This window comes from Bradyrhizobium cenepequi (assembly GCF_020329485.1).
GTDB classification, from domain to species: domain Bacteria; phylum Pseudomonadota; class Alphaproteobacteria; order Rhizobiales; family Xanthobacteraceae; genus Bradyrhizobium; species Bradyrhizobium cenepequi.
Genome location: NZ_JAGKJI010000014.1, coordinates 19,803 through 44,162, shown reverse-complemented (window position 1 = coordinate 44,162; position 24,360 = coordinate 19,803). Strand labels below are relative to the sequence as shown.

The window sequence follows — 24,360 nt, the reverse complement described above, 5'->3', positions numbered from 1 at the left end:
CGTCGCAACGCGCCCGCGAAGGTTCAGCGAAGCAGGACGATCTTCGCCTGTGGCTTGGCGTGTTCGTCGGCTGTTTTCGACGGCACCAGAAGCGGCGCATCCGCGCCACCGAGATTGCAGGCGATGTCGATGAAGCGCTGCATCAGCGGCGGCATGTCGCGATCGCGCATCGCGATCATGAGCCAGCTCTCGGCGTCTATGCCGGCGATCGGGCGGCTAGAGACGCCCGGTATCGCCATGCACGTATAGCACTCCGGCAGCACAGCAATGCCGAGCCCTGCGGAAACGAGGCCGAGCACGGTGTTGAGCTCGCGCGCTTCCTGCCCGATGCGCGGCGCGAATCCCGCCGCACCGCACAGCGTCATCAGATGTTCATGCATCCCGCAATTGACCACGGGCTCGACGCCGACAAACGGCTGATCGACCAACTCGGTCATCTCGACCGGCGCGGTCGACACGGCAAGCGGATGGGTCGAAGGAAAGAACAGCCGCGACCGGTCACGCCACAGCGGTACCAGCCTGACGTTCCGATTCTGCTGCAGCATGGCCGGCGGCCGTAGGATGCCGAAATCGATCTGGTCATCGGCGAGTGCCGCGAATTGCGAGCCGGTCCCCAAATGCTGCAATTCGATCTGCACGTCGGGATAGCGGCTGCGGAAGGCGCGCAGCATCTTCGCGAAGGCTTCGCGCATCGGGACCGAACTGGTGAAGGCGAGCCGGATGGTGCCCGCTTCGCCGCGGCCGGCGCGGCGCACCGCCTCGGTAGTCTGTTCGAGCAGCTTCACCGCGCGCCGCGCATTGTCGAGTAACACCTCGCCGGCCGGGGTGAGTTCGACCCTGTGCCGATCACGGCTGAACAGGATTGTTCCCACTTCGGCCTCGATCGCCTTGATCTGGATGCTGAGCGGCGGCTGGCTGATGTTCAGCCGTCTGGCGGCGCGGCTGAAGCTGAGCTCTTCGGCCACCGCAATGAAATAGCGAAGCTGGCGATAATCCATGTTCTTATAGTCAAAACGTATAGCCGGGCTGTCAATATCATATTGGACGGAATAGCCGCTGGCGCCTACACCGACGGCAAGCACGAGAGGAACCGGCGCTACGCCGGAGCGAAAAAGGGAGGCGAGGCGTGATTGGATTCCAGATCTGCAAACGCACGCGCAAGGTCGATGCGGAGACGGTGGCGAAATTTCGCGAGCTGCCGGTCGCCAATATCAGTGACTCGATGTCGCGGATGACCGCGGGCGGCGCGACGCTGCGGCCGATCCATAAGGAGGGCGTGCTCGCCGGCCCGGCCTTCACGGTCAAGACGCGTCCCGGCGACAATCTGATGGTGCACAAGGCGATCGACATCGCCGAGCCCGGTGATGTCATCGTGGTCGACGGCGGCGGCGATCTCACCAATTCGCTGATCGGCGAGATGATGGCAGCGCAGGCCGAGCGACGCGGTATCGCCGGCATTGTGATCTATGGCGCGATCCGCGACTACGACACGCTCCACGCCGGCACGTTCCCGGTCTATGCCGCCGGCGTCACCCATCGCGGCCCCTACAAGGATGGCCCCGGCGAGATCAACGTGCCGATCGCGATCGACAGCATGGTGATCGCGCCGGGCGATCTCATCGTTGGCGACGGCGATGGCATCGTCTGCGTGCCCTTCGATGTCACGGCCGAGGTGCTGAAGGCGACCGAGGCTAAGCACGAGGCCGAGATCAAGCAGCTCACCTTGATCAAGGAAGGCAAGCTCGACCGCTCCTGGGTCGACGCCACGCTGACCCGGCTCGGATGCAAGATTCACAATTGATCGCGACGTTGGCAAGGGAGTATGCCGTGTTTGCTTTTTCCGGATCGGTCCACCCGAACGGCTGTTCGTGTTGCGGCCCGCAAGCTTTCCAAAGCGTAATGGCTTCGGGCAGGCCTTCTTCCGTTTCGCCGCCGACCAATATCGAGGCGACGGAAGGGCTCCGCCGCGCGCGGGCGTCAGGCGGACCGATCATCGACTGCCACGGCCATTACACCACGGAGCCGCAGGCGCTGCTCGACTGGCGCAAGCGACAGATTGCGGCGATCGGCGATCGCTCTCAGATGCCATCGGTGGACGCGCTCAAGGTCAGCGACGACGAACTCCGACAATCGGTCGAGGGCGCGCAATTGCGGCTGCAGCGCGAGCGCGGCACGTCGGTGACCTTGTTCTCGCCGCGCGCCTCCGGCATGAGCCATCACATTGGCGATGCCGCGGTCAGCGAAGCCTGGTCGCGGGTTTCGAACGACCTGATCTACCGGCTGACAAAGCTCTATCCGAAGAATTTCATCGGCGTGTGCCAGTTGCCGCAGTCGCCCGGCGTCGAACCGAAGGACTGCATCGGCGAACTGACGCGTTGCATCGAGGAACTCGGATTCGTCGGATGCAACCTGAACCCCGACCCGAGCGGCGGCTACTGGAGGGATCCGCCGCTGACCGACCGCTGGTGGTATCCGCTGTATGAGAAGATGGTCGAGCTCGACGTGCCCGCGATGATCCATGTCAGCGCCGCCGCCAATCCGGTCTTCCACACCACCGGCAGCCACTACATCAATGGCGACACCACCGCCTTCATGCAGTTCCTGATGTCGGACCTGTTCAAGGACTTTCCGACGCTGAAGCTGATCATCCCGCATGGCGGCGGTGCCATTCCCTATCATTGGGGGCGTTACCGCGGCATCGCGCAGGACCAGAAGCGGCCGCCGCTCTCCGAGAGCGTATTGAAGAACGTATTCTTCGACACCTGCGTCTATCATCAGCCCGGCATCGATCTGCTGACGAAAGTGATCCCGGCGGAGAACATCCTGTTTGCTTCAGAGATGGTCGGCGCGGTGAAAGGCATCGATCCCCAGACCGGCTTCAATTACGACGATACCCGGCGCTACATAGATGGTTCGACGCTGCTAAGCGCGGACGAGAAGCGCGCGATCTTCGCCGGCAACGCGCGGCGCGTGTACAGCCGCATTCCTGCTGACATCTTTGTTTGAAGGGAGTGGCTGCCTTGATCACGGACTCGCAGGTTCATCTCTGGGAAGCGCATCGGGCCGATCGGCCCTGGCCGGCCGAGCAGGTCGGCAAGCCGTCCTTCGTCGCGGTCCCCGGCGCGCGGCCGCATCGCCCCGAGCCGCTCGGCGCGGATGAATTGATCGGGATGATGAACCAGACCGGTGTCGATCGCGCCGTGATCGTGCCGCCATCGCCGGTCGGCGATTCCAACGATACGGCGCTCGAAGCGGCGCAGCGGTTTCCTGAGCGGTTCGCGGTGATGGGCCGTTTCAATCCGGATGAGGCCGGCGCGCGCGAGCGCTTGCAGACCTGGCTCGACCAACCGGGGATGCTCGGCATCCGCATGACCTTCTACAAGCCGCGATGGGCGCGCTGGCTCGTGCCCGGCACCATCGAATGGTTCTGGTCGGACTGCGAGCGATTGGGAATTCCGCTGATGGCGCTGGCGCCCGGCATGCTCAAGGAGATCGCCGCGCTGGCGGAGCGCTATCCCGGCCTCACCATCATCCTCGATCACATGGCGCGGCAGAGCGCGCTGCGTGATGAAGCCTGTTTCGCCGATCTCGACGAACTGCTCGCGCTGGCGCGGTATCCGAACATCGCGATCAAGGCGAGCTCGCTGCCCTGCTACACCGAGAGCTCCTATCCATTCGCCAGCCTGGAGCCCTATCTGCGCCGAACCTTCGAGGCATTCGGCGCCGATCGCATCATGTGGGGCTCCGATCTCACGCGCCTGCCGTGCTCTTATCTCGAATGTCTCGACCACCTGCGGCGCGAACTTCCGTTCCCGACCGAGGACGATCGCAGGCTTGTTCTCGGCGGCACCGCCGCGGCGCTGCTGCGCTGGCCGGAGACGGGCGGCGCCGTCAAACCAGCAACATCGAACGAGGCACGCCCGTGACCGATCAGATCAACCGACGCACCATCCTGTCGCTGCTTGCCGGCGCTACGCTGCTTCCCGGCCTGCCCAGGATGGCTCTGGCGGCCGGCTATCCCGAACGCCCGATCCATGTCGCAGTGCCGTTCTCGGCGGGCGGCGCGGTCGACATCGTCGCGCGCACCGTGATGCAGCAGGCTGGTCCGCAACTCGGCCAGCCGATCGTGATCGAGAACCGGCCCGGCGCCAGCGGCAACATCGCGACCGCCTTCGTCGCCAAGTCCGATCCCGACGGCTACAACGTGCTGATCGCCGCCAACAATCTCGCGACCAACGAATCGCTGTTCGACAGCCTGCCCTTCAACGCGCAGAAAGACCTCGAGCCGGTCGCGCTGGTCGGCTATTCGCCCTTGATCCTGGTGGTGCAGCCGCAATTCGAGGCCAAGACCGTCAAGGACCTCGTCGACATGGCCAAGGCGTCGCCGGACAAGCTCACCTTTGCTTCCGCCGGCACCGGCACCTCGGGCCATCTTGCGGCGGAGATCTTCAAGCAGGTGACCGGCATCCGGGCGCTACACGTGCCATATAAGGGCGGCGCACAGGCGATGGTCGATATCATCGCCGGCCGCGTTTCCTTCATGTTCGTCGATCCCGTGCAGGGCATGCCGCAGATCCGCGGTAGCCAGCTCCGGCCGGTCGCAGTCAGCTCGTGCGAGCGGCTGGTGCTGTTGCCGGAGGTCCCGACGGTCACCGAGGCTGGTTTCCCCGGCATCGAGGCCACCGTCTGGTGGGGCTTCCTGGTTCCGGCCCGCACGCCGAAGGAGATCGTGGCGCGGCTGAACAAGGAGATCGACCTTGCGCTTGGCGATCAGAAAGTGAAGGACAGCCTTCGCGAGATGGGCGCCGTGGTCAAAGGCGGCACGCCCGAGGATTTCCGCGCCTTCATCAGGTCCGAGACGGAGCGCTGGGGCAACATCATCCGCACGGCCAAGATCAAGGCGGAGTGAATCGCTAGCGTTGGAAACGCGCTCGGTCTCACCTCGCTCCGCTTGCGGGGAGATGTCGAAATTCAAGCGCAGCTTGGATTTCGGGTGAGGGGGACTCTCCGCAAGCTCATCTCTCACCGTGTTTGCGGAAACAGCCCCTCACCCCAACCCTCTCCCCGTAAGAACGGGGAGAGGGAGAACTGCTGCCGTCGCTCAGCAGCCGCGGCAGATGCTGCGCAGACTTTTGTAGACCTCTTCGTCATCACGCCGCATCGGCTGCAGCGCTTCCATCGGCTTGCTCTCGTAGGTCGGCTCCGGCTTGCGCCTCGCCGCCAGCGCCGCGGCCTGGCGCTCGTAGTAGGCTTCCCGCTCGGCCTTGGCCTGAATGAACCGGCATTGCTCGATTGCTGCCGAAGCGGGGGCGACGCCGGCCGTGAGGCCAAGGGTTATGAGGATGAGGAGTTTCAATCGTGCCCGTCCTTTGCTGGCTCTTTGTTTCAGTTCCGTGGGGTGGGAGCAACATCAACTTTGCGCGCGAGCCATTTCCTGACCGGGCTTTCTTTGCTAGCCCCTTGTTGCGATAACAAATCCTTCAGCCCGCAACCATGGCGGGCCACTTCCGGGAAGCAAACGTGCCAAAGACCATCGAAGAACCCGCACGGCGCGTGCCGATCTATGGCGAATATGAGGTTGCGGTGCTCGGCGGCGGGCCAGCCGGGATTGCGGCCGCGGTTGCCGCGGCGCGTGCCGGACGGCGCACGCTCCTGATCGAACGCTACGGCTTTCTCGGCGGCATGGGAACGGCCGCCGGCGTCACGAATTTTTGCGGGCTCCATGCCAATGTCTACGGCCAAGCGCATCGGGTGGTGCAGGGCATCGCCTCCGATTTGCTCGAGCGCATCGATCGCCTCGGCGGATTGAACAAGCCGCATCTGATCCTCGGCAAGATCCTGGCGCAGGCCTATGACACTGCGGCCTACAAGATTGCGGCCGATGATCTGTTGGCGAGCCACAAGGTCGACATCCTCTTCCATGCGCTCGGCGCCGGCGTGGTGATGGATGATGAGCAGCGCATCGGCGCACTGATGGTGGAGATCAAGGCCGGCCGTCAGGCGGTGCTGGCAAATATCTTCATCGATTGCTCCGGCGATGGCGATCTCGCCGCCTGGGCCGGCGCGCCGTACGAGGTCGGCGACAATGCCGGCAGCATGCTGTACCCGTCGATGATGTTCCGCCTCAACGGCATCGATCCCGATAGAGCCGGCGACGCGTGGCGGACGATTCCGGCGCTGATGGAAAAGGCGGAAGCTGCCGGTAGTCACAAGTTTCCGCGCAAGGCTGCGATCGTGCGGCCGCAGCGCTCGCCGGTCGAATGGCGGGTGAACTTCACCCAGCTCGCGCGAGCGGACGGCACCGCTGTCAATGGCCTGGAACCCAACGACCTCACCCGCGGCGAGATCGACGGCCGCCGCCAGGCGATCCAGGCGTTCGAATTTCTGCGCACGGTGCCCGGCTTCGAGAACTCCTACATCGTCGACCTGCCGCCGCAGCTCGGCATCCGCGAGACCAGGCGCGTGGTCGGCGGCTACCAGCTCAGCGGCGAGGACGTGCTCGGCTGCGCGTCATTCGAGGACTCCATCGGCGTCAATGGTTGGCCGATCGAGGCGCATGTCGCCGGCGATGTCATCTTCAAGTTCCCACCGATCCCGGAATCGCGCGGCTTCAACGAACTGCCCTATCGCATGCTGCTGCCCCAGCGCGTCGACAATCTCCTGATCGCCGGACGCTGCGCCTCGATGACCCATGAGGGACAGTCGGCGGCGCGGGTCTCCGGCGCCTGTTTTGCGATGGGGGAAGCAGCGGGCTCGGCCGCCGCGCTCGCGCTGAGGGGCAATACGATTCCACGCGACATCGCTGTCGAAAAGCTGCAACAAGGGTTGAAAGAGCAGGGCGCCTTCATCGGGCGCGACCAGGAAGTCCCTGCCGGATTGTGAGGAGGAGGCGGATGAAGGGTTTTGCGCGGCTCGCGCTCGTGGGCCTGCTGGCGCTGACGGCAAGCGGGATCGCGCGCGCCGATGAGATGCTGAAAGCCAAGATCGGCGTGCTCAGGCTATCGTCCTCGGCGCCGGTGTTCATCGCGCAGGACAAGGGCTATTTCCGTGAGGCGGGGCTTGATGTCGAACTGAAATTCTTCGACGCCGCGCAGCCGATCGCGGTCGCCACCACCTCGGGCGACGTCGATTTCGGTGTCACCGCCTTCACGGCCGGGCTCTACAATCTCGCCGGCAAAGGCACGCTGAAGGTGATCGGCGGCATGAGCCGTGAGAAGGCCGGCTATCCCCTGATCGGCTATTTCGCCAGCAACAATGCGTATGCGGCTGGGCTGAAGACGCCGAAGGATCTTGCGGGCAAGCGCGTGGCGGTGACGCAGGTCGGCTCCAGCTTTCATTATTCGCTCGGCCTGCTCGCCGACAAATATGGCTTCAAGCTTTCGGACGTGAAGGTGGTGCCGCTGCAGTCGCTCTCGAACGCGGCCGCCGCGCTGAAGGGAGAAACCGTCGATGCCGCGCTGCTGCCGGCCCCGACCGCACGTCCGCTGATCGAGACCGGCGGTGCGAAGCTGCTCGGTTGGGTCGGCGACCAGACGCCGTGGCAGCTTGGCGCGGTCTTCGGCTCGCCCAGGACGCTCGCGAATAAGGCGCTGGTGTCGAGGCTACTCGCCGCTCTAGTGAAGGCCGATCGCGAATATCACGACGTGATCCTCGCCGCGATGAAAGACGGCAAGTCGCCGATCGACGAGAAGACAAGGCCGCTGCTCGAGATCATCGCCAAGTACACCAATCTTCCGCTCGAGCAGGTGGTCGGCAATTGCGCCTATATCGATCCCGACGGCAAGCTCGACGTCAAGAACGTCGCCAACCAGATTTCCTGGCTGCAGCAGCAGGGTTTCGTCGACAAGGGCTTTGACGCGGATGCGGTCATAGCGAAGGAATATGTGAAGCCGGATTGAGGGTCTACACCGTGGCCTCATGGTTCGAGACGCCGCGTTGCGGTTCCTCACCATGAGGGGAGATATTCGCCCACGGGCACGAAACTATCCCCTCATGGTGAGGAGCGCGGCTCTGCCGTGCGTCTCGAACCATGAGGCCCCACCGCCTCCGCGATGGACCAAGACTGGAAGAACAAATGGACCTGATCGCCGACCATATCAGTCACCGGTTTGACGCCCTCGACGTGCTCGACGACGTCTCGTTCACGGTGCGCGCGGGCGAAGTAGTCGCGATCGTCGGACCTTCCGGATGCGGCAAGAGCACGCTGCTCTCGATCCTCGGCGGCCTATTGCGGCCCTTCGGCGGCGCGGCCGAACTGCGTGGCGCGCCGCCGAAGGACAGCGTCAATCCGCTGACTTTCGTGTTCCAAGACTTTGCACTGCTGCCCTGGTGCACGGTGGAGGAAAACGTCGCGTTCCCGCTTGAGCATACCGCGCTAACCGCAGCCGAGCGCCGTGGCATTGTCGACGACGCGTTGCGTCGCACCGGGCTGTCGGATTTTTGTGGCGCCTATCCGAAGCAGCTTTCCGGCGGCATGCGCCAGCGCGTCGGCATTGCGCGGGCGCTGGCCGTGAAGCCGGCGATCCTTTTGATGGACGAGCCGCTGTCGGCGCTGGATTCGCAGACGCGCGAACTCCTGATGGAGGATTTCGTCCGGCTGCTTGCCGATGGTGCGATGGGCGCGGTCTATGTCACGCATAATCTGGAGGAAGCGGTGCGGCTTGCCGACCGCATCGTGGTGCTGTCGCGCCGGCCCGGGCGTATCCGAAAAGTCGTGCCTATTGCGATGACGCGCAGCGAGCGCGGCGACAGGAGCGCGCGCGAGAAGCTGCTGGCGCTGCAGGACGAGCTGTGGTCGCTGATCCGCGAGGAGGCGATCGACGCCGAGCGCGAGGTCCAGCATGCTTGAGCGCGCGCCAGCAGAGACGCCGTCGGACATCGACGCGAAGCCGCGGCCGGTCGAGTTTCGCGGCGCTGGCTTCACGCCGAGCACGGGCCGCGCCTCCGGCTGGATCGCGCTCGCGCTAGTCATTGCGCTCTGGCAACTCGCGGGCAGCGCCGGATGGGTCAATCCGCTGTTCCTGCCGGCGCCGTCGGCGATCGTGGTCGCGACCTACAAGCTCGCGTTATCAGGCGCGCTCTGGCAGCATCTTGGCTGGTCGGTGATGCGGATCGGCACCGGCTGGCTGCTCGGCACGGTGGCCGGCGTCATCGTTGGTTTTGCGATCGGCCTGTCGACGCTGGCGCGCGGCGTCGGCATCACCTTCATCTCGGCGCTGTTTCCGATCCCGAAGATCGCGCTGCTGCCGCTGTTGATCCTCTGGCTCGGGATCGGGGAGGAGCCGAAGATTGCCACCATCGCATTGGGCGTGTTCTTCTCCACCGCGATTTCAGTCTATAGCGGCGTCGATGCAGTGCCGCGCAATTTGATCCGCATGGCGCAAAGCTTCAACGTGCCGTTCCATGCCATCGTGCGCCGCGTGATCTGGCCGGGGGCTTTGCCCTCAATCCTGGCCGGCTTCCGTATCACCGCTTCGGTTGCGCTGCTGTTGGTGGTGAGTGCGGAGATGATCGGCGCGCAATATGGCATCGGCGCCTTCGTGCTGCAGGCCGGCAATCTGATGCAGACCGATCAGCTGCTCGCCGGCGTCGTGATCCTGTCGCTGTTCGGGCTAGCGGTCGGGAAGCTGATTAATTTCCTTGAGACGAAGCTACTCCACTGGCGGTGATGCCCTCGCCGTCATTCCGGGATGGTCCGAAGGACCAGACCCGGAATCTCGAGATTCCGGGTTCGATGCTTCGCATCGCCCCGGAATGACGAATTCAATCGTCACGCATTCCCGCGGTCTTCGCGGAACAGATCGAGCTTTTGCTGCACCGGGCGATCGGAGAAGCTGAACAGCACCGAATCCACATCCGCCTCATGCGTGACCCAGTGCCAGCTCGGGACCACGAACAGGTCGCGCGGGCCCCATTCAAAAGTCTGCTCGCCGATCCGGGTGCGGCCCTTGCCCTCGATCGCCGCGAATACGGTGGCGTCTGTTGAGCGATAGCGCGCGGTCTTGAAACCCTTGGGGACGAGCTGGATGAAAGTGCCGATCGTCGGCATCGCGTAATCGCCGGTCTCGGGGTTGGAGAACTTCAGCTTCAAGCCGTGGCAGGAGTCCCATTCATCGCGCGCCTTGGCCTGCTCCAGCGCCTCGCGGGTGTAGCTGTAGGGATAGTTGAAGATCGGTGACGTCTTCGACGCGCGCTTCTGATCGACCGGCAGCAGATTGTGACCATAGCGCGCAAAGCTGTCGCCGGCAGGCTTTGTAATTTGTTGTTGGTCCTCCTTCGCGCCTTCAGCGAACGAAGCGTCGAAGAACTGCACCATGGGGATATCGAGCCCATCGAGCCAGAACATCGGCTCGCTAGTTTCGTTGGAATGGTCGTGCCACGTCATCGACGGCGTGATCACGAAGTCGCCGGGTGACATCGCGGTGCGCTCGCCGTCGACGGACGTATAGGCACCCTTGCCCTCGAGCACGAAGCGCAGCGCCGACTGGCTGTGGCGGTGGGCCGGGGCGATGTCGCCGGGCACCACCATCTGGACGCCGGCAAACAGCGACGTCGTGATCTTCGATTGCCCGCGCAGGCCGGGATTTTCCAAAACCAGCACCCGCCGCTCGGCTTCTTTGGCCGTAATCAGCTTGCCCGCCTCGTTCATATAGTCGCGGATCTGGTCGAACTTCCAGAGGTGCGGCCGGCAGGCGCTCCTCGGCTCCGGCGTGATCAGATCGTTCATCACGTTCCAGAGCGCAGAAAGATTTTCGCCGTCGATCTTCTTGTAGAACGCCTCGCGCTCCGGCGTCTTTTGCACGGCTTCCATGGCAGGCCTCCCGTCCATTTCTATCTTGTTCGCCGATTGACAGCATACTGACAATATGGCTAGCGTCAACTTTAAGCAAAGTCAGAAAAGACGAGGGAGGTTCCGATGAAGCTGCACGGCTATTTCCGCAGCAGCGCGGCCTATCGGGTGCGGATCGCGCTGAACCTGAAGGGGCTCACCGTCGAGCATCTGCCGCATCACCTTCGCAAAGGCGAACAATGTGCGCCGGCGTATCTCGCGATCAATCCGCAAGGGCTGGTGCCGACCTTGGAAAGCGACGCAGGCGCGATCCTGACCCAGTCGCTCGCCATCATCGAATGGCTCGACGAGATCCATCCCGAACCGCCACTATTGCCGAAGGATTCGCTGCAGCGCGCAAAAGTCCGCGCCTTCGCGCAGGCCATCGCCTGCGACACTCATCCCGTGCAGAATCTGAAGGTGCTGGCGCGATTGCGGCAGCTTGGCCTGCCGGAAGAAAAGGTGACGGAGTGGGCCGCCTGGGCAAACCGCGAGGGGCTTTCGGCCTGCGAAATATTGGCTGCGGGCGAAGCCGGACCGTTCTGCTTTGGTGCCGCTCCGACGCTGGCCGACCTCTGCCTGGTGCCGCAGCTTGCCAATGCGCGGCGCTTCGGCGTCGATGTCGCCGCGTTTCCGCGGCTGCTCAAGGCCGAAGCCGCGGCCAAGGAAATGAGGGCGTTTTCCGACGCCGCCCCGGACAAGCAAGTCGATGCCGAATAACAAGCGGACCCCTGTTACCATGGATGCGGTCTATACCGCGCCCGGCTATCTGTTCCGGCGGATGCAGCAGATCGCGGTCTCGATTTTCGTCGAGGAGTGCAGGGCGTTCGACCTGACGCCGGTGCAGTATGCCTCGCTGATCGCGATCCAGACCCATCCCGGCATCGATGCGACTCGGCTGTCGGCCGTGATCGCGTTCGACCGCTCCACGCTCGGCAACGTGATCGAACGGTTGCAGAGCAAGGGCCTGATCGAGCGCAAGCCCGGTTCCGAGGACAAGCGTGTCAAGCTGCTCACCATCACCAAACAGGGCGCGGCGCTGCTGCGCGAGATCATGCCGTCTGTCGAACGCGCGCAGGCGCGGATGCTGCAACCGCTCAAGCCCGCGGACCGCAAGACGCTGATGGAGCTGCTCGCGCAACTCGTCGATCTCAACAACGAAGCCTCGCGCGTGCCACTACGCGCCGAGGACGCCCTCGAACATCTCGGGAAATCGGGCTGATGGCAAAGGACAAGCTGCCGGTCCTGATCGCAGGTGGCGGCATCGGTGGCCTTGCGGCGGCGCTCGGGCTTGGGCAGAAGGGCATCCGCTCAACTCTGTTGGAAAAATCCGCCACGCTCGGCAAGATCGGCGCGGGTATCCAGCTCGGTCCGAACGCGTTCCATGCCTTCGATTATCTCGGCGTCGGCGAGGCCGCGCGCCGCATGGCCGTCTATATCGACCAGCTCCGCCTGATGGATGCTCTCACCGCCGAAGAGATTACCCATGTTGACCTGCGCGAGCCGTTTCGAACCAGGTTCGGCAATCCCTATGCCGTGGTGCATCGCGGCGATCTCCACGGTGTGTTCCTGCGCGCCTGCCGCGAGCATGAGTTGATCGAGCTGCGCGTCAGCAGCGAGGTGACCGGCTATGAGCAGGACGGCGCCTCGGTCACGGCGCAACTCGCCAATGGCGAGCACGTCACGGGTCGGCTCCTGATCGGCGCGGATGGCCTATGGTCGAATATCCGCAAGCAGGTCATGTCAGATGGGCCGCCGCGGGTGTCCGGCCATACCACCTACCGTTCGGTGATCCCGACCGAAGAGATGCCGGAGGATCTGCGCTGGAACGCGGCGACGTTGTGGGCCGGGCCGAAGTGCCACATCGTGCATTATCCGCTGTCCGACTGGAAAGTGTTCAACCTCGTCGTCACCTACCACAACGACGCGCCGGAGCCGGTCGCGGGAAAGCCGGTTAGCGATGAAGAGGTGATGCAGGGCTTTCGACACGTACATGCGCGTGCGCAAAGCATCATCCGCCACGGCAGGAACTGGCGGCTGTGGGTGTTGTGCGATCGCGATCCGAACGAGCGCTGGGTCGACGGCCGCGTCGCGCTGCTCGGCGATGCCGCGCATCCGATGCTGCAATATTTTGCGCAAGGCGCCTGCCAGGCCATGGAGGATGCGGTGTGCCTGTCGCACATGCTGTCGCATCATGACGATCACGCCGTGGCGCTGGAGCATTATCGCGCGCAACGCTTCCCGCGCACCGCGCAGGTGCAATTGTGGTCGCGCGCGATCGGCGAGCACATCTATCACCCCGCCGGCGACCACGCCCGCCTCCGCAACGCCATCATGGGCGCGAAGACCTCGGAGGATTACTACCGCGATCTAGCGTGGCTCTATGGTGGCACGGGGTTGAACGCGTAAGGTCTCTCGCCTCACACTCCGCCGTCGTCCCGGGCGTGCGCGCCGCGGCGAAGCCCTTGGGCGAAGCCGGGACCCGGGACCCATAACCACGAAATGTTGCTGTGGCGCGATATCCGCACGGCAACCCCCCACCTCTCCCCTTGTGGGAGAGGTCGGAATCCAAGCGCAGCTTGGATTCCGGGTGAGGGGTATGCCTCCGCGAGTCGTGGTCCCTCGAACCACCGCGACCCCTCACCCGGATCGCATTCCGCTTCGCTGCATGTGCCATAGCCGAAGCTTCGCTTCGGCGTCCACTTAAGAACGGCCGCCGACGCGGCCTACGCCTCTCCCACAAGGGGAGAGGCGGGGCAGCAGCGCAAGCGGATGTCACATCCTCATCACCGCCTGCCGGTCGATCTTGCCCGTTCCGGTCTTCGGCAGTTCGTCGGTGAATTTGATCTCGCGCGGGTACTTGTAGGGCAGCAGTTTTGCCTTGACGTAATCCTGCAGCCGCTTCGCTGCCTCTTCCGCATTGAACGCGCTGTCGTTCATCACCACGACCGCCTTCAGTGTCATGCGCCTATCAGGCAGTTCGGCGGCGAAGACGGCGCATTCGCGGACATCGGGGTGATCGGCGAGGCAGAGCTCGACCTCCAGCGGGTAGACCCATTGACCTGATATCTTGATCAGGTCGTCGGCGCGGCCGCGGAAGAAGTGGAAGCCGTCGCTATCGCGGACGAAGCGGTCGCCGGTATAGATCCAGCCGCCCTCGCGCACGGTCTCGGCGGTCTTGTCGGGACGGTTCCAGTAGAGCGGCGTGTTGGAATCGCCGCGCACCCACAAAATGCCTTCCTCGTTGTCGGCGACCTCGCGGCCGTCCTTGTCGCGCAGCAGGATCTCGTAGCCGGGCACGCGCAGGCCGGCGGCACCAAGCTTCTTCCTGTCCGCGCGGTTGCAGAGATAGATGTGGAGCACCTCGGTCGAGCCGAGGCCTTCGATGATCTCGAGCCCGGTCAACGCCTTCCAGCCGTTGAAGACCTCCGCCGAGAGCACTTCCGCAGCCGAGATCGCCATGCGCAGCGACGAGAAATTCACCCCTTTCGCACCGTCGGCCTTGGTCAGCGAGGTGTAGAGCGTCGGCAGGCCGAAGAACACGGTCGGCCGATACTGCTCGATCGCCGCGAAGATCGATGCCGGCTTTGGCTGGCCGGGCAACAGCAGCGTGGCAGCGCCGACCGAGAACGGGAAGGTGATGGAATTGCCGAAGCCATAGGCGAAGAAGATCTTCGGCACCGAGAAGCAGATATCGCCTGATGTCAGCTTCAGCACATTGCGCGAAAACGCCTGCTCGCTATAGGCCATGTCGTGGTGCAGATGCACGATGCCCTTGGGCCGGCCGGTCGAGCCGGAGGAGTACATCCAGAACGCCATCTCGTTGCGGTGGGTGTCGGCTGCGGCGAGCTCGGTGGAAAAGCGCAGCAGCCATTCATCGGCCAGGAGCGCCTGTGGCACGGCATGGCCGCCGGCCGCGCCGTTGACCACGATCAACGCTTGCAGCGGCGTGTCCTTGCAGGCCTCAGTGGTGAAGCGCGAGCAGAATTCGGCGTCGGCCACCGCGACCGTTGCACCCGAATCCGAAAGATAGAACTGCAAGAGGTCCGGCGGCGTCAGCGTGTTGATGAGAAGCGGCACGAAGCCGGCGCTGACAGCACCGAAGAACGCCGCCGGATATGCCGGTGTGTTGTCGAGGAACAGCAGGATGCGATCGCCGCGGCGCAGCCCCAGCGAGGCAAAGCCGTGGCCCCAGCGCGCCACCTCGGCGCACAGCTCGCGGTAGGTCCGCTTTCCCGCGGGGCCGGTCAGCGCCGTCAGGTCACCGCGGCCTTCCGCGAGATTGTCGAACAGGATGCGGCTTGCGTTGTAGCGCTCGGGCAGCTCAAAGCCGATCTCGCGCGCGCCTGGGCTGTCAGGCGGTACCTGGTCTGCGATCTCGTTCATGGCTTGCTCCTCGACGCCTCGTAGCCTGCCATGAAGCTCGGCGACATCGCGCGCAGCCGCGCATCGTCGATCCGTCCCGAACGGGTGATGTAGCTATAGGCAAAATCCATCAGCTCGAGCTTCATGTGCTCGGGGAATTTTTCGTACCATTCGCCGCTGGTGCGTGCCGCGGTCACCAGCTTCTTCACAATCGGCTTGCGTTCGGCCTCATAGCGGCAGAGGGCGGTGGCGACATGCGCCTCGGCTTCGAGCGCCTTCGTCAGCGCGATCGCGTCCTCGATCGCAAGACGGGTGCCGGAGCCAATCGAGAAATGCGCCGAGTGCAGGGCGTCGCCGATCAGCACCATGTTCCTGAATGACCAGTGCTCGTTCCAGATCCAGGGGAAATTGCGCCACGCCGACTTGTTCGAGATCAGCGGCTGCCCGCCAAGCGTCTCGGCAAACACCTCCTCGCAGACGGCCTTGGATTGCTCGGCATCCTTGCTGGCAAAGCCGTAGGCCTGCCAGGTTGCGCGGTCGCACTCGACCAGGAACGTGCTCATGGTAGGTGAATAGCGATAGTGGTGGGCGTTGAAGGCCCCGCGTTCGGTCTTGACGAAGGTCTGCGACAGCGTCTCGAACCGCCTCGGCGTGCCGTACCAGGCGAACTTGTTGGACGAATAGGACAGCGAGGTTCCGAAATCGCCCTCGAAGCTCCGGCGCACCAGCGAGTTCAGCCCGTCCGCGGCGACGATCAGGTCATAGCCTTGTTGGAGTCCTTGGAGCGCGTCGACTGACTGGATTGCCCTGTCGAATTGCGTGACGACGCCGACCGCGCGGACGCGCTCCTGCAGCAGGGAGAGCAGCGCAAGCCGCCCGATCGAGGAGAAACCGACGCCATCGATCTCGATGCTCTCCCCGTGCAGGTTGAGCGTGATGTTCTTCCAGCCCTCCATGTTCGGCGCGATGGCGTCGACCGTCTCAGGATCGTCGGCGCGCAGGAATTCCAGCGCCTGGTCCGAGAACACGACGCCGAAGCCCCAGGTCGCGCCGGCGGGGTTCTGCTCGAACAATTCGACGACGGCATCCGGATGTCGTCGCTTCCAGAGATAGGCGAAATAGAGGCCGCCGGGACCTCCGCCGATCACGGCGATACGCACGATGCTCCTCCTAATTGACAGTGTACTTACGATTTTGCGCTTAGACTATCCGCGACACGGGCGCGGCGCCACCGGAAAGTTGGCTCATCGCGCCGCGAACTGTTCCAGCACTTCCTTGCAGGCGGGCGACAGCGACGCGGCATTGGAGGCCAGGCACTGCACGATCCGGCCGCCGCCGGGTGCAACACCGCCGCACAGCGAACGTACGTCGGCGCCACAGGCCGACCGCGCGACGAACAGTTCTTCGCGCGGACGCAAGGGCCGCAGCACAATTGCCGAGGGTGCCGTCGGCGCGGCGGTAGGCGCCGCCGGTGCGCCTGCCGCCGGCGCCGCACCACCGCTCGTGGCCGCAACCGCCTCTCCGCAAGCAGGCGACAGTCTCGCCTTGTTCTTGTCCAGGCATTTCAGCGCGGGGGCGCCGCTGGTCGACACGCCAGGACAGAACTTCTGATAGTCGGAGCGGCACGCGCTGCGGATCGCTGAAACCTGCGCTTCGCTCGGCTGCGGATTGGCCTGCGAGCCCGCTGCTTTCGGCTTTGCTGCAGTGGTTGCCGCTGGCGGCGCCTCGGTCTTGGCTGGGGGCGGCGCGGCCTCCGTCTTGGCCGCGGCTGGAGCCGCCTCAGGCTTGGGCGTCGTCTCTGCCTTCGGCGCGGCCGGTGCTTCCGCTGCACGCACCGCGCCGGCGCAGCCTGCGGACAGGCTCGACATGTTCTTCTGCAGGCATTGCAGCGATGCTTCGCCGCCGGGCGGAATGCTGGAGCAATGCGCCATGTAGTCGTTGCGGCATTGCGACTTGATGGCCGCACGCTGCGCCTCGCTCGGCGCCTGCGCCAGCGCTGCGGTCGCAAACAGGACGACGGAAAATGGCAGGACACGCCCGCATGCGCGCTTCAATGTCTTGACCATGTCAGCAACCCCTTTGTTGTCGGCGGCAGCCGCCGCTTCAACTGAAGTTCATTGCCGCGAAGTTCGTCCATGCGAAGGACGTTCTTGAAAAGGAGCCCGTTACAGCAATCTTGGCGACAGGTATCATTTTCTGTTTCGGGTTCCGCTGCAAGCCAATTGTTGCTATGGATGGAGCGCGGCAGCCTCCTCCAGGTGACGCCTCGTTTGCGGGGCAAATCGAACTGGTGCATGGAAATGAAGCCTGCGCGTCCATCGATCTGTTGCGGATTGTACGATGGCGCGTGGCCGGCCGCAGCGCCCCTGTTACGCATCGGCGTCCTGCTCTCCGCCTTCGTCGGCCTAGGCGGCTGCGAGCAAAATACTTTCGTGCCACCGCCGCCGCCAAAGGTGGAGGTCGCAATTCCGGTGCAGCGCAGCATCACCCGTTTTTTGGAGACGACCGGCACCACGGCGCCAGTCAAGAGTGTTGACCTTGTGGCGCGCGTGCAGGGTTTCCTGCAGGCGATCGACTATCAGGACGGCACTTTCGTCAAGCAAGGCACCACGCTGTTCACCATCGAGCCTGAAACCTACAGGTTGAAGCTTGAGCAGGCGAAGGCGGCGGAAGCTGGCGCGCAGGCGACGTTGAAGCAGGCTGAGACCGATTACAAGCGCCAGGTTGACCTGGTGCAGCGGCAGGCCGTCTCGCAGGCAACGCTCGATAGTTCGACGGCGACGCGCGACAACGCGCAGGCCAGTCTGCAGCAGGCGCAGGCCAATACCCAGATCGCGGCCGTCAATTACGGCTACACCAATGTAACGGCGCCGTTCGACGGCATCGTCAGCGCGCATCTGGTCTCGGTCGGCGAGCTCGTCGGCGTGTCCTCGCCGACGCAGCTTGCCACCATCGTCCAGCTCGATCCGATCTGGGTGAACTTCAACGTCAATGAACAGGACGTGCTGCGCGTCCGCGAGGAGGCGCGGCGGCGTGGCCTGTCCGTGTCCGATCTGCGCCAGTTGCCGGTCGAGGTCGGCCTGCAGACGGAGTCTGGCTATCCGCACCAAGGCAAGCTCGATTACATCTCGCCGACCCTCAACCAGTCGACCGGCACGCTGGCGGTGCGCGGAATCCTGGAAAATCCGAACCGCGTGCTGCTGCCCGGATTCTTCGTCCGCGTCCGCGTTCCCTATGACCAGCAGCAGAACGCGCTGCTCGTGCCGAATATCGCGCTTGGCAGTGATCAAGCCGGTCGCTACGTGCTGGTCGTCAACTCGGAAAACATGGTCGAGCAGCGCAAGGTGCACGCCGGACAGCTCGAAGGCGAATTGCGCGTCATCGAGAGCGGGCTGAAGCCGGACGACCGCGTGGTGATCGCAGGGCTGCTGCGCGCGATACCCGGCCAGAAGGTCGATCCGCAACTGCAGAAGATCGAAGCCTCCGCATCGGCGAAGTGAGGGGGGCGGCCATGATCTCGAAATTCTTCATCGAGCGGCCGGTCCTTTCCAATGTCATCGCTATCCTGATGATCCTGATCGGCGCCGTGGCGCTGCTCAACCTGCCGGTCGCGCAATATCCGGACGTGGTGCCGCCAACCGTGCAGGTGACAACCCGCTATCCCGGCGCGTCCGCCAAGACCGTGATCGACACCGTGGCGCTGCCGATCGAGCAGCAGGTCAACGGCGTCGAGGACATGCTCTACATGCAGTCCTACAGCGGCGCCGACGGCACCTACACGCTGACGGTCACCTTCAAGATTGGCACTGACCTGAACTTCGCGCAGGTGCTGGTGCAGAACCGGGTGTCGAGCGCGCTGTCGCAATTGCCGCAATCGGTGCAGAGCCAGGGCGTCACGGTGCAGAAGCGATCGACCTCGATCCTGCTGTTCGTGACACTGACCTCGCCGAACAAGACCTATGACAGCCTGTTTCTCTCCAACTACGCCACCATCAATATCAGGGACGAGCTGTCGCGGCTGCCGGGCGTCGGCAACGTCACCGTGTTCGGCGCCGGCCAATATTCGATGCGCGTGTGGCTCGATCCGAACCAGTTGCAGGCGCGCGATCTGGTGCCGCAGGACGTCATCCAGGCGATCCAGCAGCAGAGCCAGCAGGTCACCGCAGGGCAGGTCGGCATGCCGCCGACGCCGTCCGGCCAGGCCTTTCAGTACACGCTGAACGTCGCCGGCCGGCTCGATGACAGGGAGCAGTTCGAGAACATTATCGTCAAGACCGGCAATGTCGGCGATGTCACCCGCGTGCGCGACGTCGGCTGGGTCGAGCTCGGCGCCCAGACCTACAGTCAGATCTTCTCGCTCAACAACAAGCCCGCCACCGGCATCGGCGTGTTCCTGTCGCCGGGCGCCAACGCGCTCGAGGTCGAGAAGGCGGTGGAGAAGAAGATGGCGGAACTGGCCAAGCAGTTTCCGCAGGACATCAAATACGACACGCCGTTCGACACCACGGTCTTCGTGCAGGCCTCGATTGACGAGGTCTACAAGACGCTGATCGAAGCCGGCCTGTTGGTGCTGGTCGTGATCCTCATCTTCCTGCAGGACTGGCGCGCGATGCTGGTGCCGGCGACCACCGTGCCGGTGACCATCATCGGCGCGTTCGCGGCGATGGCGGCCCTCGGCTTCTCCATCAACCTTTCGACGCTGTTTGCGATCGTGCTGGCGATCGGCATCGTGGTCGACGACGCCATCGTCGTGGTCGAGGGCGCCGCGCACAATATCGAGCGCGGCCTGTCCGGCCATGACGCGGCGATCAAGGCGATGGACGAATTGTTCGCGCCGATCGTCGGCATCACGCTGGTCCTGATCTCGGTGTTCCTGCCGGCGGCGTTTCTGCCTGGCCTCACCGGGCGCATGTATGCGCAGTTCGCGCTGGTGATCGCCGCCACCGCACTGCTCAGCGCCATCAATGCCGCGACCTTGAAGCCGACGCAATGCGCGCTGTGGCTGCGCCGGCCGGTGCCGCCGGAGCAGCGCAATTTCTTCTACCGCGGCTTCAATGCCGTCTATGAGCGGCTGGAGCGCGGTTATGCGCGGCTGATCGGCAGACTGGTCAGGCACAGCAACGTGTCGGCTGTGGCCGCGCTGATCCTGATCGGGCTTGCCGGCTACGGCCTGTCGCGGGTGCCAACCGGCTTCATCCCGATCGAGGACCAGGGCTATCTATTGGCCGCGGTGCAATTGCCCGACGGGGCGGCGCTCGACCGTACCCAGCGCGTGCTTGAGAGGGTCAGCGAGATCGCCGGCAAGTCGCCCGGTGTGCAGCAGGTCGTCTCCATCGCTGGCATCTCGGCGCTCGACAACAGTTCGAGCCTGGCGAATGCTGGCGTCGCTTACCTGATCCTGAAGGATTGGAGCCAGCGCGGGCCTGGCGAGGATCTGCGCTCTCTGGTGTTCGGCCTGAACGACAACCTGGGCGAGATCGAGGAAGCGCGTATCCTGGTGATCCCGCCGCCGCCCATTCAAGGAATCGGCAATGCCGCGGGCTTCGCGATGCAGGTCGAATTGCGCGACGGCAATGCCGATTATGCCAAGCTGCAGGCGATCACGGGTGCGGTCGTTGCCAATGCGCAGACGCAGAGCGCGCTGCAGCGGGTGAGCTCGTCCTTCCGCTCCATGGTGCCGCAGTACGACGTGGAGGTCGACCGGATCAAGACCCAGACGCTGCATGTCACGACCGACCAGATCTTCGCAACGCTGTCGTCCTATCTCGGCGCGAGCTACGTCAATCAGTTCAACAAGTTCGGCCGCACCTTCCAGGTCTATGTGCAGGCGGATGCGAAATTTCGCTTGAATGTGCGCGACATCGAGAACCTGATGGTGCGCAACAGCAATGGCGACATGATCCCGCTCGGCACCGTCGCCACGATCACGCCGTCGATCGGCCCGTCGCTGATCAGCCTCTATAACCTCTATCCGTCCGCTTCCATCATCGGCCTGCCGGCGCAAGGCTACAGCTCCGGGCAGTCGATGGCGCTGATGGAGCAGATCGCCGCAAAGACGCTGCCTCCTGGCGCGGGTTATGAATGGACGGCGATGTCGTATCAGGAAAAGGCGGTCAGTAACCAGATCTATTACGTGTTCGGCCTCGCGCTGCTGCTGGTCTACTTGGTGCTGGCCGGGCAATATGAGAGCTGGTACGCGCCGATCTCGGTGATCCTCGCCGTGCCGCTGTCGTTGCTCGGCCCGATGCTGGTGCTGTCAGGGTTGCGGATCGACAACAACCTCTATACCCAGATCGGCATCATCCTGCTGGTCGCGCTGTCGGCGAAGAACGCGATCCTGATCGTCGAGGTCGCGCTCGCGCATCACGTGCGCAACCGCGAGCCGCTGATCGAATCGGCGATATCAGCGGCGCGCGCTCGCTTCCGCCCGATCCTGATGACGTCCTTTGCCTTCATCCTCGGCGTGGTACCGCTGGTGCTCGCCACCGGCGCCGGGGCCAATGCGCGCAAGTCGATCGGCATCACCGTGTTCTCCGGCATGATCGCATCGACCTGCCTCGCCGTGCTGTTCGTGCCCGCGTTCTTCGTCGTGGTCCAGCGCTTCGAGAACTGGCGCAAGTCGCGCAAGGTCAAGACGCCGGATACGAAGACTGTCCCGCAGGCGCCGAGCGTCGCGCCCTAGAAGACCGTATCTTCCGTCGTCCCGGGCTTGACCCGGGACCCATAATCACAGGCAGTTGTTGTGGCGCGAGCAAGCAGTGGTAGCGGAGCGCACCACGACGGCCTGTGGTTATGGGTCCCGGCGTTCGCCGGGATGACATCTGAGAGCTCCTACGCCATCACACCCGGATCATGCGCTTGCCGCGGTTCTCGCCGGCAAGCAGGCCGATCAGTGCTGCCGGCGCGTTCTCCAGCCCGTCGATCACGTCTTCCTGCACCTTCAGTTTCCCCGAGGCGACCCAGGACTGCAGGTCGGCGAGCGCCGCGTCGCGCTGGTCCATGAAGTCCATCACGATGAAGCCTTGCATGATCAGCCGCTTCACGACGATCAATCCGGGCACGCCGCGCGGGCCGTGCGCGGAGGGGACGCCATCATATTGCGAGATCGCGCCGCAGCAGGCGATGCGACCGCGGTTGTTCATCTGCGGCAGGCAGGCTTCCAGGATGTCGCCGCCGACATTGTCGAAATAGACGTCGATGCCGCCAGACGCGGCCGCCCGCAGCGCCTTGTAGGTGCCGCCGTCCTTGTAATCGACCGCGGCGTCGAAGCCGAGTTCGCTGGTCAGCCAGTGGCACTTGTCCTTGCCGCCGGCAATGCCGACGACGCGGCATCCCTTGATTTTTGCAATTTGTCCGACAATCGAACCCACCGAGCCGGCGGCGGCCGAGACCACGACGGTCTCGCCTTCTTTGGGTTTGCCGACATGGAGCAGCCCGAAATAGGCGGTGAGGCCGGCGATTCCGTAGACGCTGAGCAGATGCGTCATCGGCTCGAGCTTCGGCATCTTGCTGAGATGTTTTGCCGGCACCGCGGCATAGTCCTGCCAGCCGGTGTCTCCGAACACGATGTCGCCTGGCGCAAGGCCGGATGCTTTCGAGCTCACCACTTCGGCGATACCTCCACCGGACATCACCGTGTTGGCCTCGACCGCGGCGCGGTAGGTCGCGCCGTGCATCCAGGCGCGGTTGGCGGCATCGAGCGAGAGATAGCGCAGCCGCAGCAAGGCCTCGCCGTCCTTCGGCTCCGGAATGCTGCCGTTGACCATCCTGAAATGCTCAGCTCCGAGTTTCCCGGTCGGCTTCTCCACCAGCAGGATCTGATGATTGATAGCCTCACTCATGATGTTCCTTCCCCTCGTTGGTCAATCGCGATGCAATGGCGAGCCCGTTGCGCGCTCGATTGCACGCATTGTGCGCTGCCATGACGCTAGTCTTCGCCTGTCCATTGCACAACTGGAACATGCCGCAATGCTCGCGGAGCGCCCTACGAGGCAAACACTCTATCCAGCGCCGCTTCATACGCCGCATAAACCAATTCCGGATGCGAGCGGCTCAGCGCTTCCATCTTCACGCCGGCGTTGACCTCGAGGATCCGCCAGGCGCCGTCGGTGCGCACGACGTCGATCGAGCCGAAGCGGATGCCGATCGCGCGGGCGGCCTTGATCGCGATCTCGATGCAGGCACGGCGGTCCTCGCCCTCCTCCAGCAGCACCGGCCGGGCGTCGGAATCGAGGTTGTGGCGCCAGTTCAGGATACGCCGCTCGCCCACTGGGACGATCGCATCGAGCTCGGCCCGCGATAGCTCGGCGATCACGGCGGGCAGCGCGGTCGATCGCCGCTCGGCAGGCGTGGCCGCGAGTGTAAGGTCAAGCAGCGAGTGCCGGCCGTCGCCGATCACGAATGGACGCTCCTTGCTGTAGACGACGACCGGGAGATCATCGACCAGGACGACGCGGACCTCGTCCTCGACCTCGACATAGGGGGAGATGGCAAGACTCGGATAGGTCGCCAGGATCTTGCCGACCGCGAGCTCGAGCGCGCGCTTGGCCGTCACCCGGAAGACGCTGTCACCCGACGTGCCCTCGTTCGGCTTGACGACGAGGCCGGCGGGATGCTCGGCCAGCAGCCGCAGCATCGTTTCCCAGGAGCCGGACGCCGGCGCATAGGCCGCAAGCTTCGGTCCCAGGAACAGGGTGTGGGGGATGCAGGGCACGCCGGAACATTGCAGCACGTCGGCGGTGGCTGCCTTGTCGTTGGCGATCTGGTGCGCGGTCGCGCTGTTCAGCCCGACGTCGTAGGCGAAGGCGAGGTGCCGCCGCTCGCCGCGCCGCATGACGATCAGCCAGCCCTCCGACCGCACCTCGACCGTAATCTTACGGACAAGGCAATATTTTGTGACTGCGTCGACGAAGATCCGCTGGCTGCTTGGGATCGTCAAATCGATTTTCCTCTCTCAAAGATGCGTTGTGGAATTAATTGCTCGATTGCGATCATTTCCAGCAAGTTAATTACGCCGTGCCGGAAACCTTAACGGCGATGTTTTGAACCATTCTGCGAAATCACTCGACAGCCATGCCGAGTTCGCAATTGCACAATGCGCGAATTCTATTATCTGTGTGAGCGGCGCGACGGGCAGGCGGGCTTTCCCCTTTATGTCAGTCACTTAC

21 protein-coding genes are annotated in these 24,360 nt (G+C 64.1%); 13 read left to right on the top strand and 8 right to left on the bottom strand.

What is annotated here, in order from left to right; translation table 11 throughout:
• Positions 1-23: 23 nt before the first annotated feature.
• Complete coding sequence (locus J6497_RS17010; protein WP_225705424.1) at positions 24-998, bottom strand: LysR substrate-binding domain-containing protein; 975 nt, start codon at positions 996-998, stop codon at positions 24-26.
• A gap of 128 nt (positions 999-1,126) precedes the next feature.
• On the opposite strand from J6497_RS17010, the gene J6497_RS17005 reads away from it, so the two are divergent.
• The 4 genes from J6497_RS17005 (at position 1,127) to J6497_RS16990 (ending at position 4,909) form a co-directional block, all read left to right on the top strand.
• A complete protein-coding gene (locus J6497_RS17005) occupies positions 1,127-1,801 on the top strand; it encodes an RraA family protein (protein ID WP_225705423.1) in 675 nt (224 codons plus the stop codon).
• A 98-nt stretch (positions 1,802-1,899) separates the two neighbouring features.
• Positions 1,900-3,006: an amidohydrolase family protein gene (locus J6497_RS17000; RefSeq protein WP_225705422.1), complete on the top strand. Its 1,107-nt coding sequence runs from the start codon at positions 1,900-1,902 to the stop codon at positions 3,004-3,006.
• A 14-nt stretch (positions 3,007-3,020) separates the two neighbouring features.
• Positions 3,021-3,926: an amidohydrolase family protein gene (locus tag J6497_RS16995; protein WP_225705421.1), complete on the top strand. Its 906-nt coding sequence runs from the start codon at positions 3,021-3,023 to the stop codon at positions 3,924-3,926.
• Entirely contained in the window at positions 3,923-4,909 is a 987-nt protein-coding gene (locus J6497_RS16990) for a Bug family tripartite tricarboxylate transporter substrate binding protein (RefSeq protein ID WP_225705420.1), read from the top strand. Before J6497_RS16995 ends, J6497_RS16990 begins: the two co-directional genes overlap by 4 nt.
• A gap of 192 nt (positions 4,910-5,101) precedes the next feature.
• On the opposite strand, the gene J6497_RS16985 is transcribed toward J6497_RS16990, so the two are convergent.
• Positions 5,102-5,356, bottom strand: coding sequence for a hypothetical protein (locus J6497_RS16985; RefSeq protein WP_225705419.1), 255 nt, complete (start codon positions 5,354-5,356; stop codon positions 5,102-5,104).
• A gap of 137 nt (positions 5,357-5,493) precedes the next feature.
• On the opposite strand from J6497_RS16985, the gene J6497_RS16980 reads away from it, so the two are divergent.
• From J6497_RS16980 to J6497_RS16965, 4 genes are all read left to right on the top strand, one after another.
• Positions 5,494-6,882 carry an FAD-dependent oxidoreductase gene (locus J6497_RS16980; protein ID WP_376708221.1) on the top strand — a complete coding sequence of 463 codons (1,389 nt, stop codon included), beginning with the start codon at positions 5,494-5,496 and terminating at the stop codon, positions 6,880-6,882.
• 11 nt (positions 6,883-6,893) lie between these two features.
• Positions 6,894-7,898 (top strand): ABC transporter substrate-binding protein, encoded by a 1,005-nt coding sequence (locus tag J6497_RS16975; RefSeq protein ID WP_225705417.1) that lies wholly within the window; start codon positions 6,894-6,896, stop codon positions 7,896-7,898.
• A 176-nt stretch (positions 7,899-8,074) separates the two neighbouring features.
• Positions 8,075-8,848, top strand: a complete 774-nt coding sequence (locus J6497_RS16970) for an ABC transporter ATP-binding protein (RefSeq protein WP_225705416.1) — start codon at positions 8,075-8,077, stop codon at positions 8,846-8,848.
• On the top strand, positions 8,841-9,668 hold the full coding sequence (locus tag J6497_RS16965) for an ABC transporter permease (protein ID WP_225705415.1): 828 nt from the start codon (positions 8,841-8,843) through the stop codon (positions 9,666-9,668). Before J6497_RS16970 ends, J6497_RS16965 begins: the two co-directional genes overlap by 8 nt.
• A gap of 101 nt (positions 9,669-9,769) precedes the next feature.
• Here the strand turns inward: J6497_RS16965 and gtdA are convergent, their stop codons facing one another.
• Positions 9,770-10,810 carry a gentisate 1,2-dioxygenase gene (gene gtdA / locus J6497_RS16960; protein WP_225705414.1) on the bottom strand — a complete coding sequence of 347 codons (1,041 nt, stop codon included), beginning with the start codon at positions 10,808-10,810 and terminating at the stop codon, positions 9,770-9,772.
• Positions 10,811-10,915: 105 nt separating this feature from the next.
• On the opposite strand from gtdA, the gene maiA reads away from it, so the two are divergent.
• From maiA to J6497_RS16945, 3 genes are read left to right on the top strand one after another with little or no spacing between them, the layout of a single operon-like run.
• The gene (gene maiA, locus J6497_RS16955; RefSeq protein ID WP_225705413.1) at positions 10,916-11,548 is read left to right on the top strand and encodes a maleylacetoacetate isomerase; all 633 of its coding nucleotides are present in this window, start codon (positions 10,916-10,918) and stop codon (positions 11,546-11,548) included.
• Positions 11,538-12,050: a MarR family winged helix-turn-helix transcriptional regulator gene (locus J6497_RS16950; protein ID WP_225705412.1), complete on the top strand. Its 513-nt coding sequence runs from the start codon at positions 11,538-11,540 to the stop codon at positions 12,048-12,050. The genes maiA and J6497_RS16950 overlap by 11 nt, the downstream gene beginning before the upstream one ends.
• Positions 12,050-13,237: a 3-hydroxybenzoate 6-monooxygenase gene (locus J6497_RS16945; protein ID WP_225705411.1), complete on the top strand. Its 1,188-nt coding sequence runs from the start codon at positions 12,050-12,052 to the stop codon at positions 13,235-13,237. The genes J6497_RS16950 and J6497_RS16945 overlap by 1 nt, the downstream gene beginning before the upstream one ends.
• A 366-nt stretch (positions 13,238-13,603) precedes the next feature.
• Here J6497_RS16945 and J6497_RS16940 read toward each other — a convergent pair whose 3' ends face one another.
• The 3 genes from J6497_RS16940 to J6497_RS16930 all read right to left on the bottom strand — a co-directional run bounded on the left by J6497_RS16940 (position 13,604) and on the right by J6497_RS16930 (position 17,259).
• The gene (locus tag J6497_RS16940; protein WP_225705410.1) at positions 13,604-15,214 is read right to left on the bottom strand and encodes a benzoate-CoA ligase family protein; all 1,611 of its coding nucleotides are present in this window, start codon (positions 15,212-15,214) and stop codon (positions 13,604-13,606) included.
• Entirely contained in the window at positions 15,211-16,353 is a 1,143-nt protein-coding gene (locus tag J6497_RS16935) for an FAD-dependent monooxygenase (protein ID WP_225705409.1), read from the bottom strand. The genes J6497_RS16940 and J6497_RS16935 overlap by 4 nt, the downstream gene beginning before the upstream one ends.
• An 84-nt stretch (positions 16,354-16,437) precedes the next feature.
• On the bottom strand, positions 16,438-17,259 hold the full coding sequence (locus tag J6497_RS16930) for a hypothetical protein (protein ID WP_225705408.1): 822 nt from the start codon (positions 17,257-17,259) through the stop codon (positions 16,438-16,440).
• 234 nt (positions 17,260-17,493) lie between these two features.
• Here J6497_RS16930 and J6497_RS16925 point away from each other — a divergent pair, with 234 nt between their 5' ends.
• Entirely contained in the window at positions 17,494-18,693 is a 1,200-nt protein-coding gene (locus J6497_RS16925) for an efflux RND transporter periplasmic adaptor subunit (protein WP_225705407.1), read from the top strand.
• 11 nt (positions 18,694-18,704) lie between these two features.
• Positions 18,705-21,875: an efflux RND transporter permease subunit gene (locus J6497_RS16920; RefSeq protein WP_225705406.1), complete on the top strand. Its 3,171-nt coding sequence runs from the start codon at positions 18,705-18,707 to the stop codon at positions 21,873-21,875.
• Between the two features lie 157 nt (positions 21,876-22,032).
• Here the strand turns inward: J6497_RS16920 and J6497_RS16915 are convergent, their stop codons facing one another.
• Complete coding sequence (locus J6497_RS16915; RefSeq protein ID WP_225705405.1) at positions 22,033-23,034, bottom strand: NADP-dependent oxidoreductase; 1,002 nt, start codon at positions 23,032-23,034, stop codon at positions 22,033-22,035.
• 143 nt (positions 23,035-23,177) lie between these two features.
• Entirely contained in the window at positions 23,178-24,131 is a 954-nt protein-coding gene (locus tag J6497_RS16910) for an ATP-grasp domain-containing protein (protein ID WP_249793607.1), read from the bottom strand.
• Positions 24,132-24,360 lie beyond the last annotated feature (229 nt).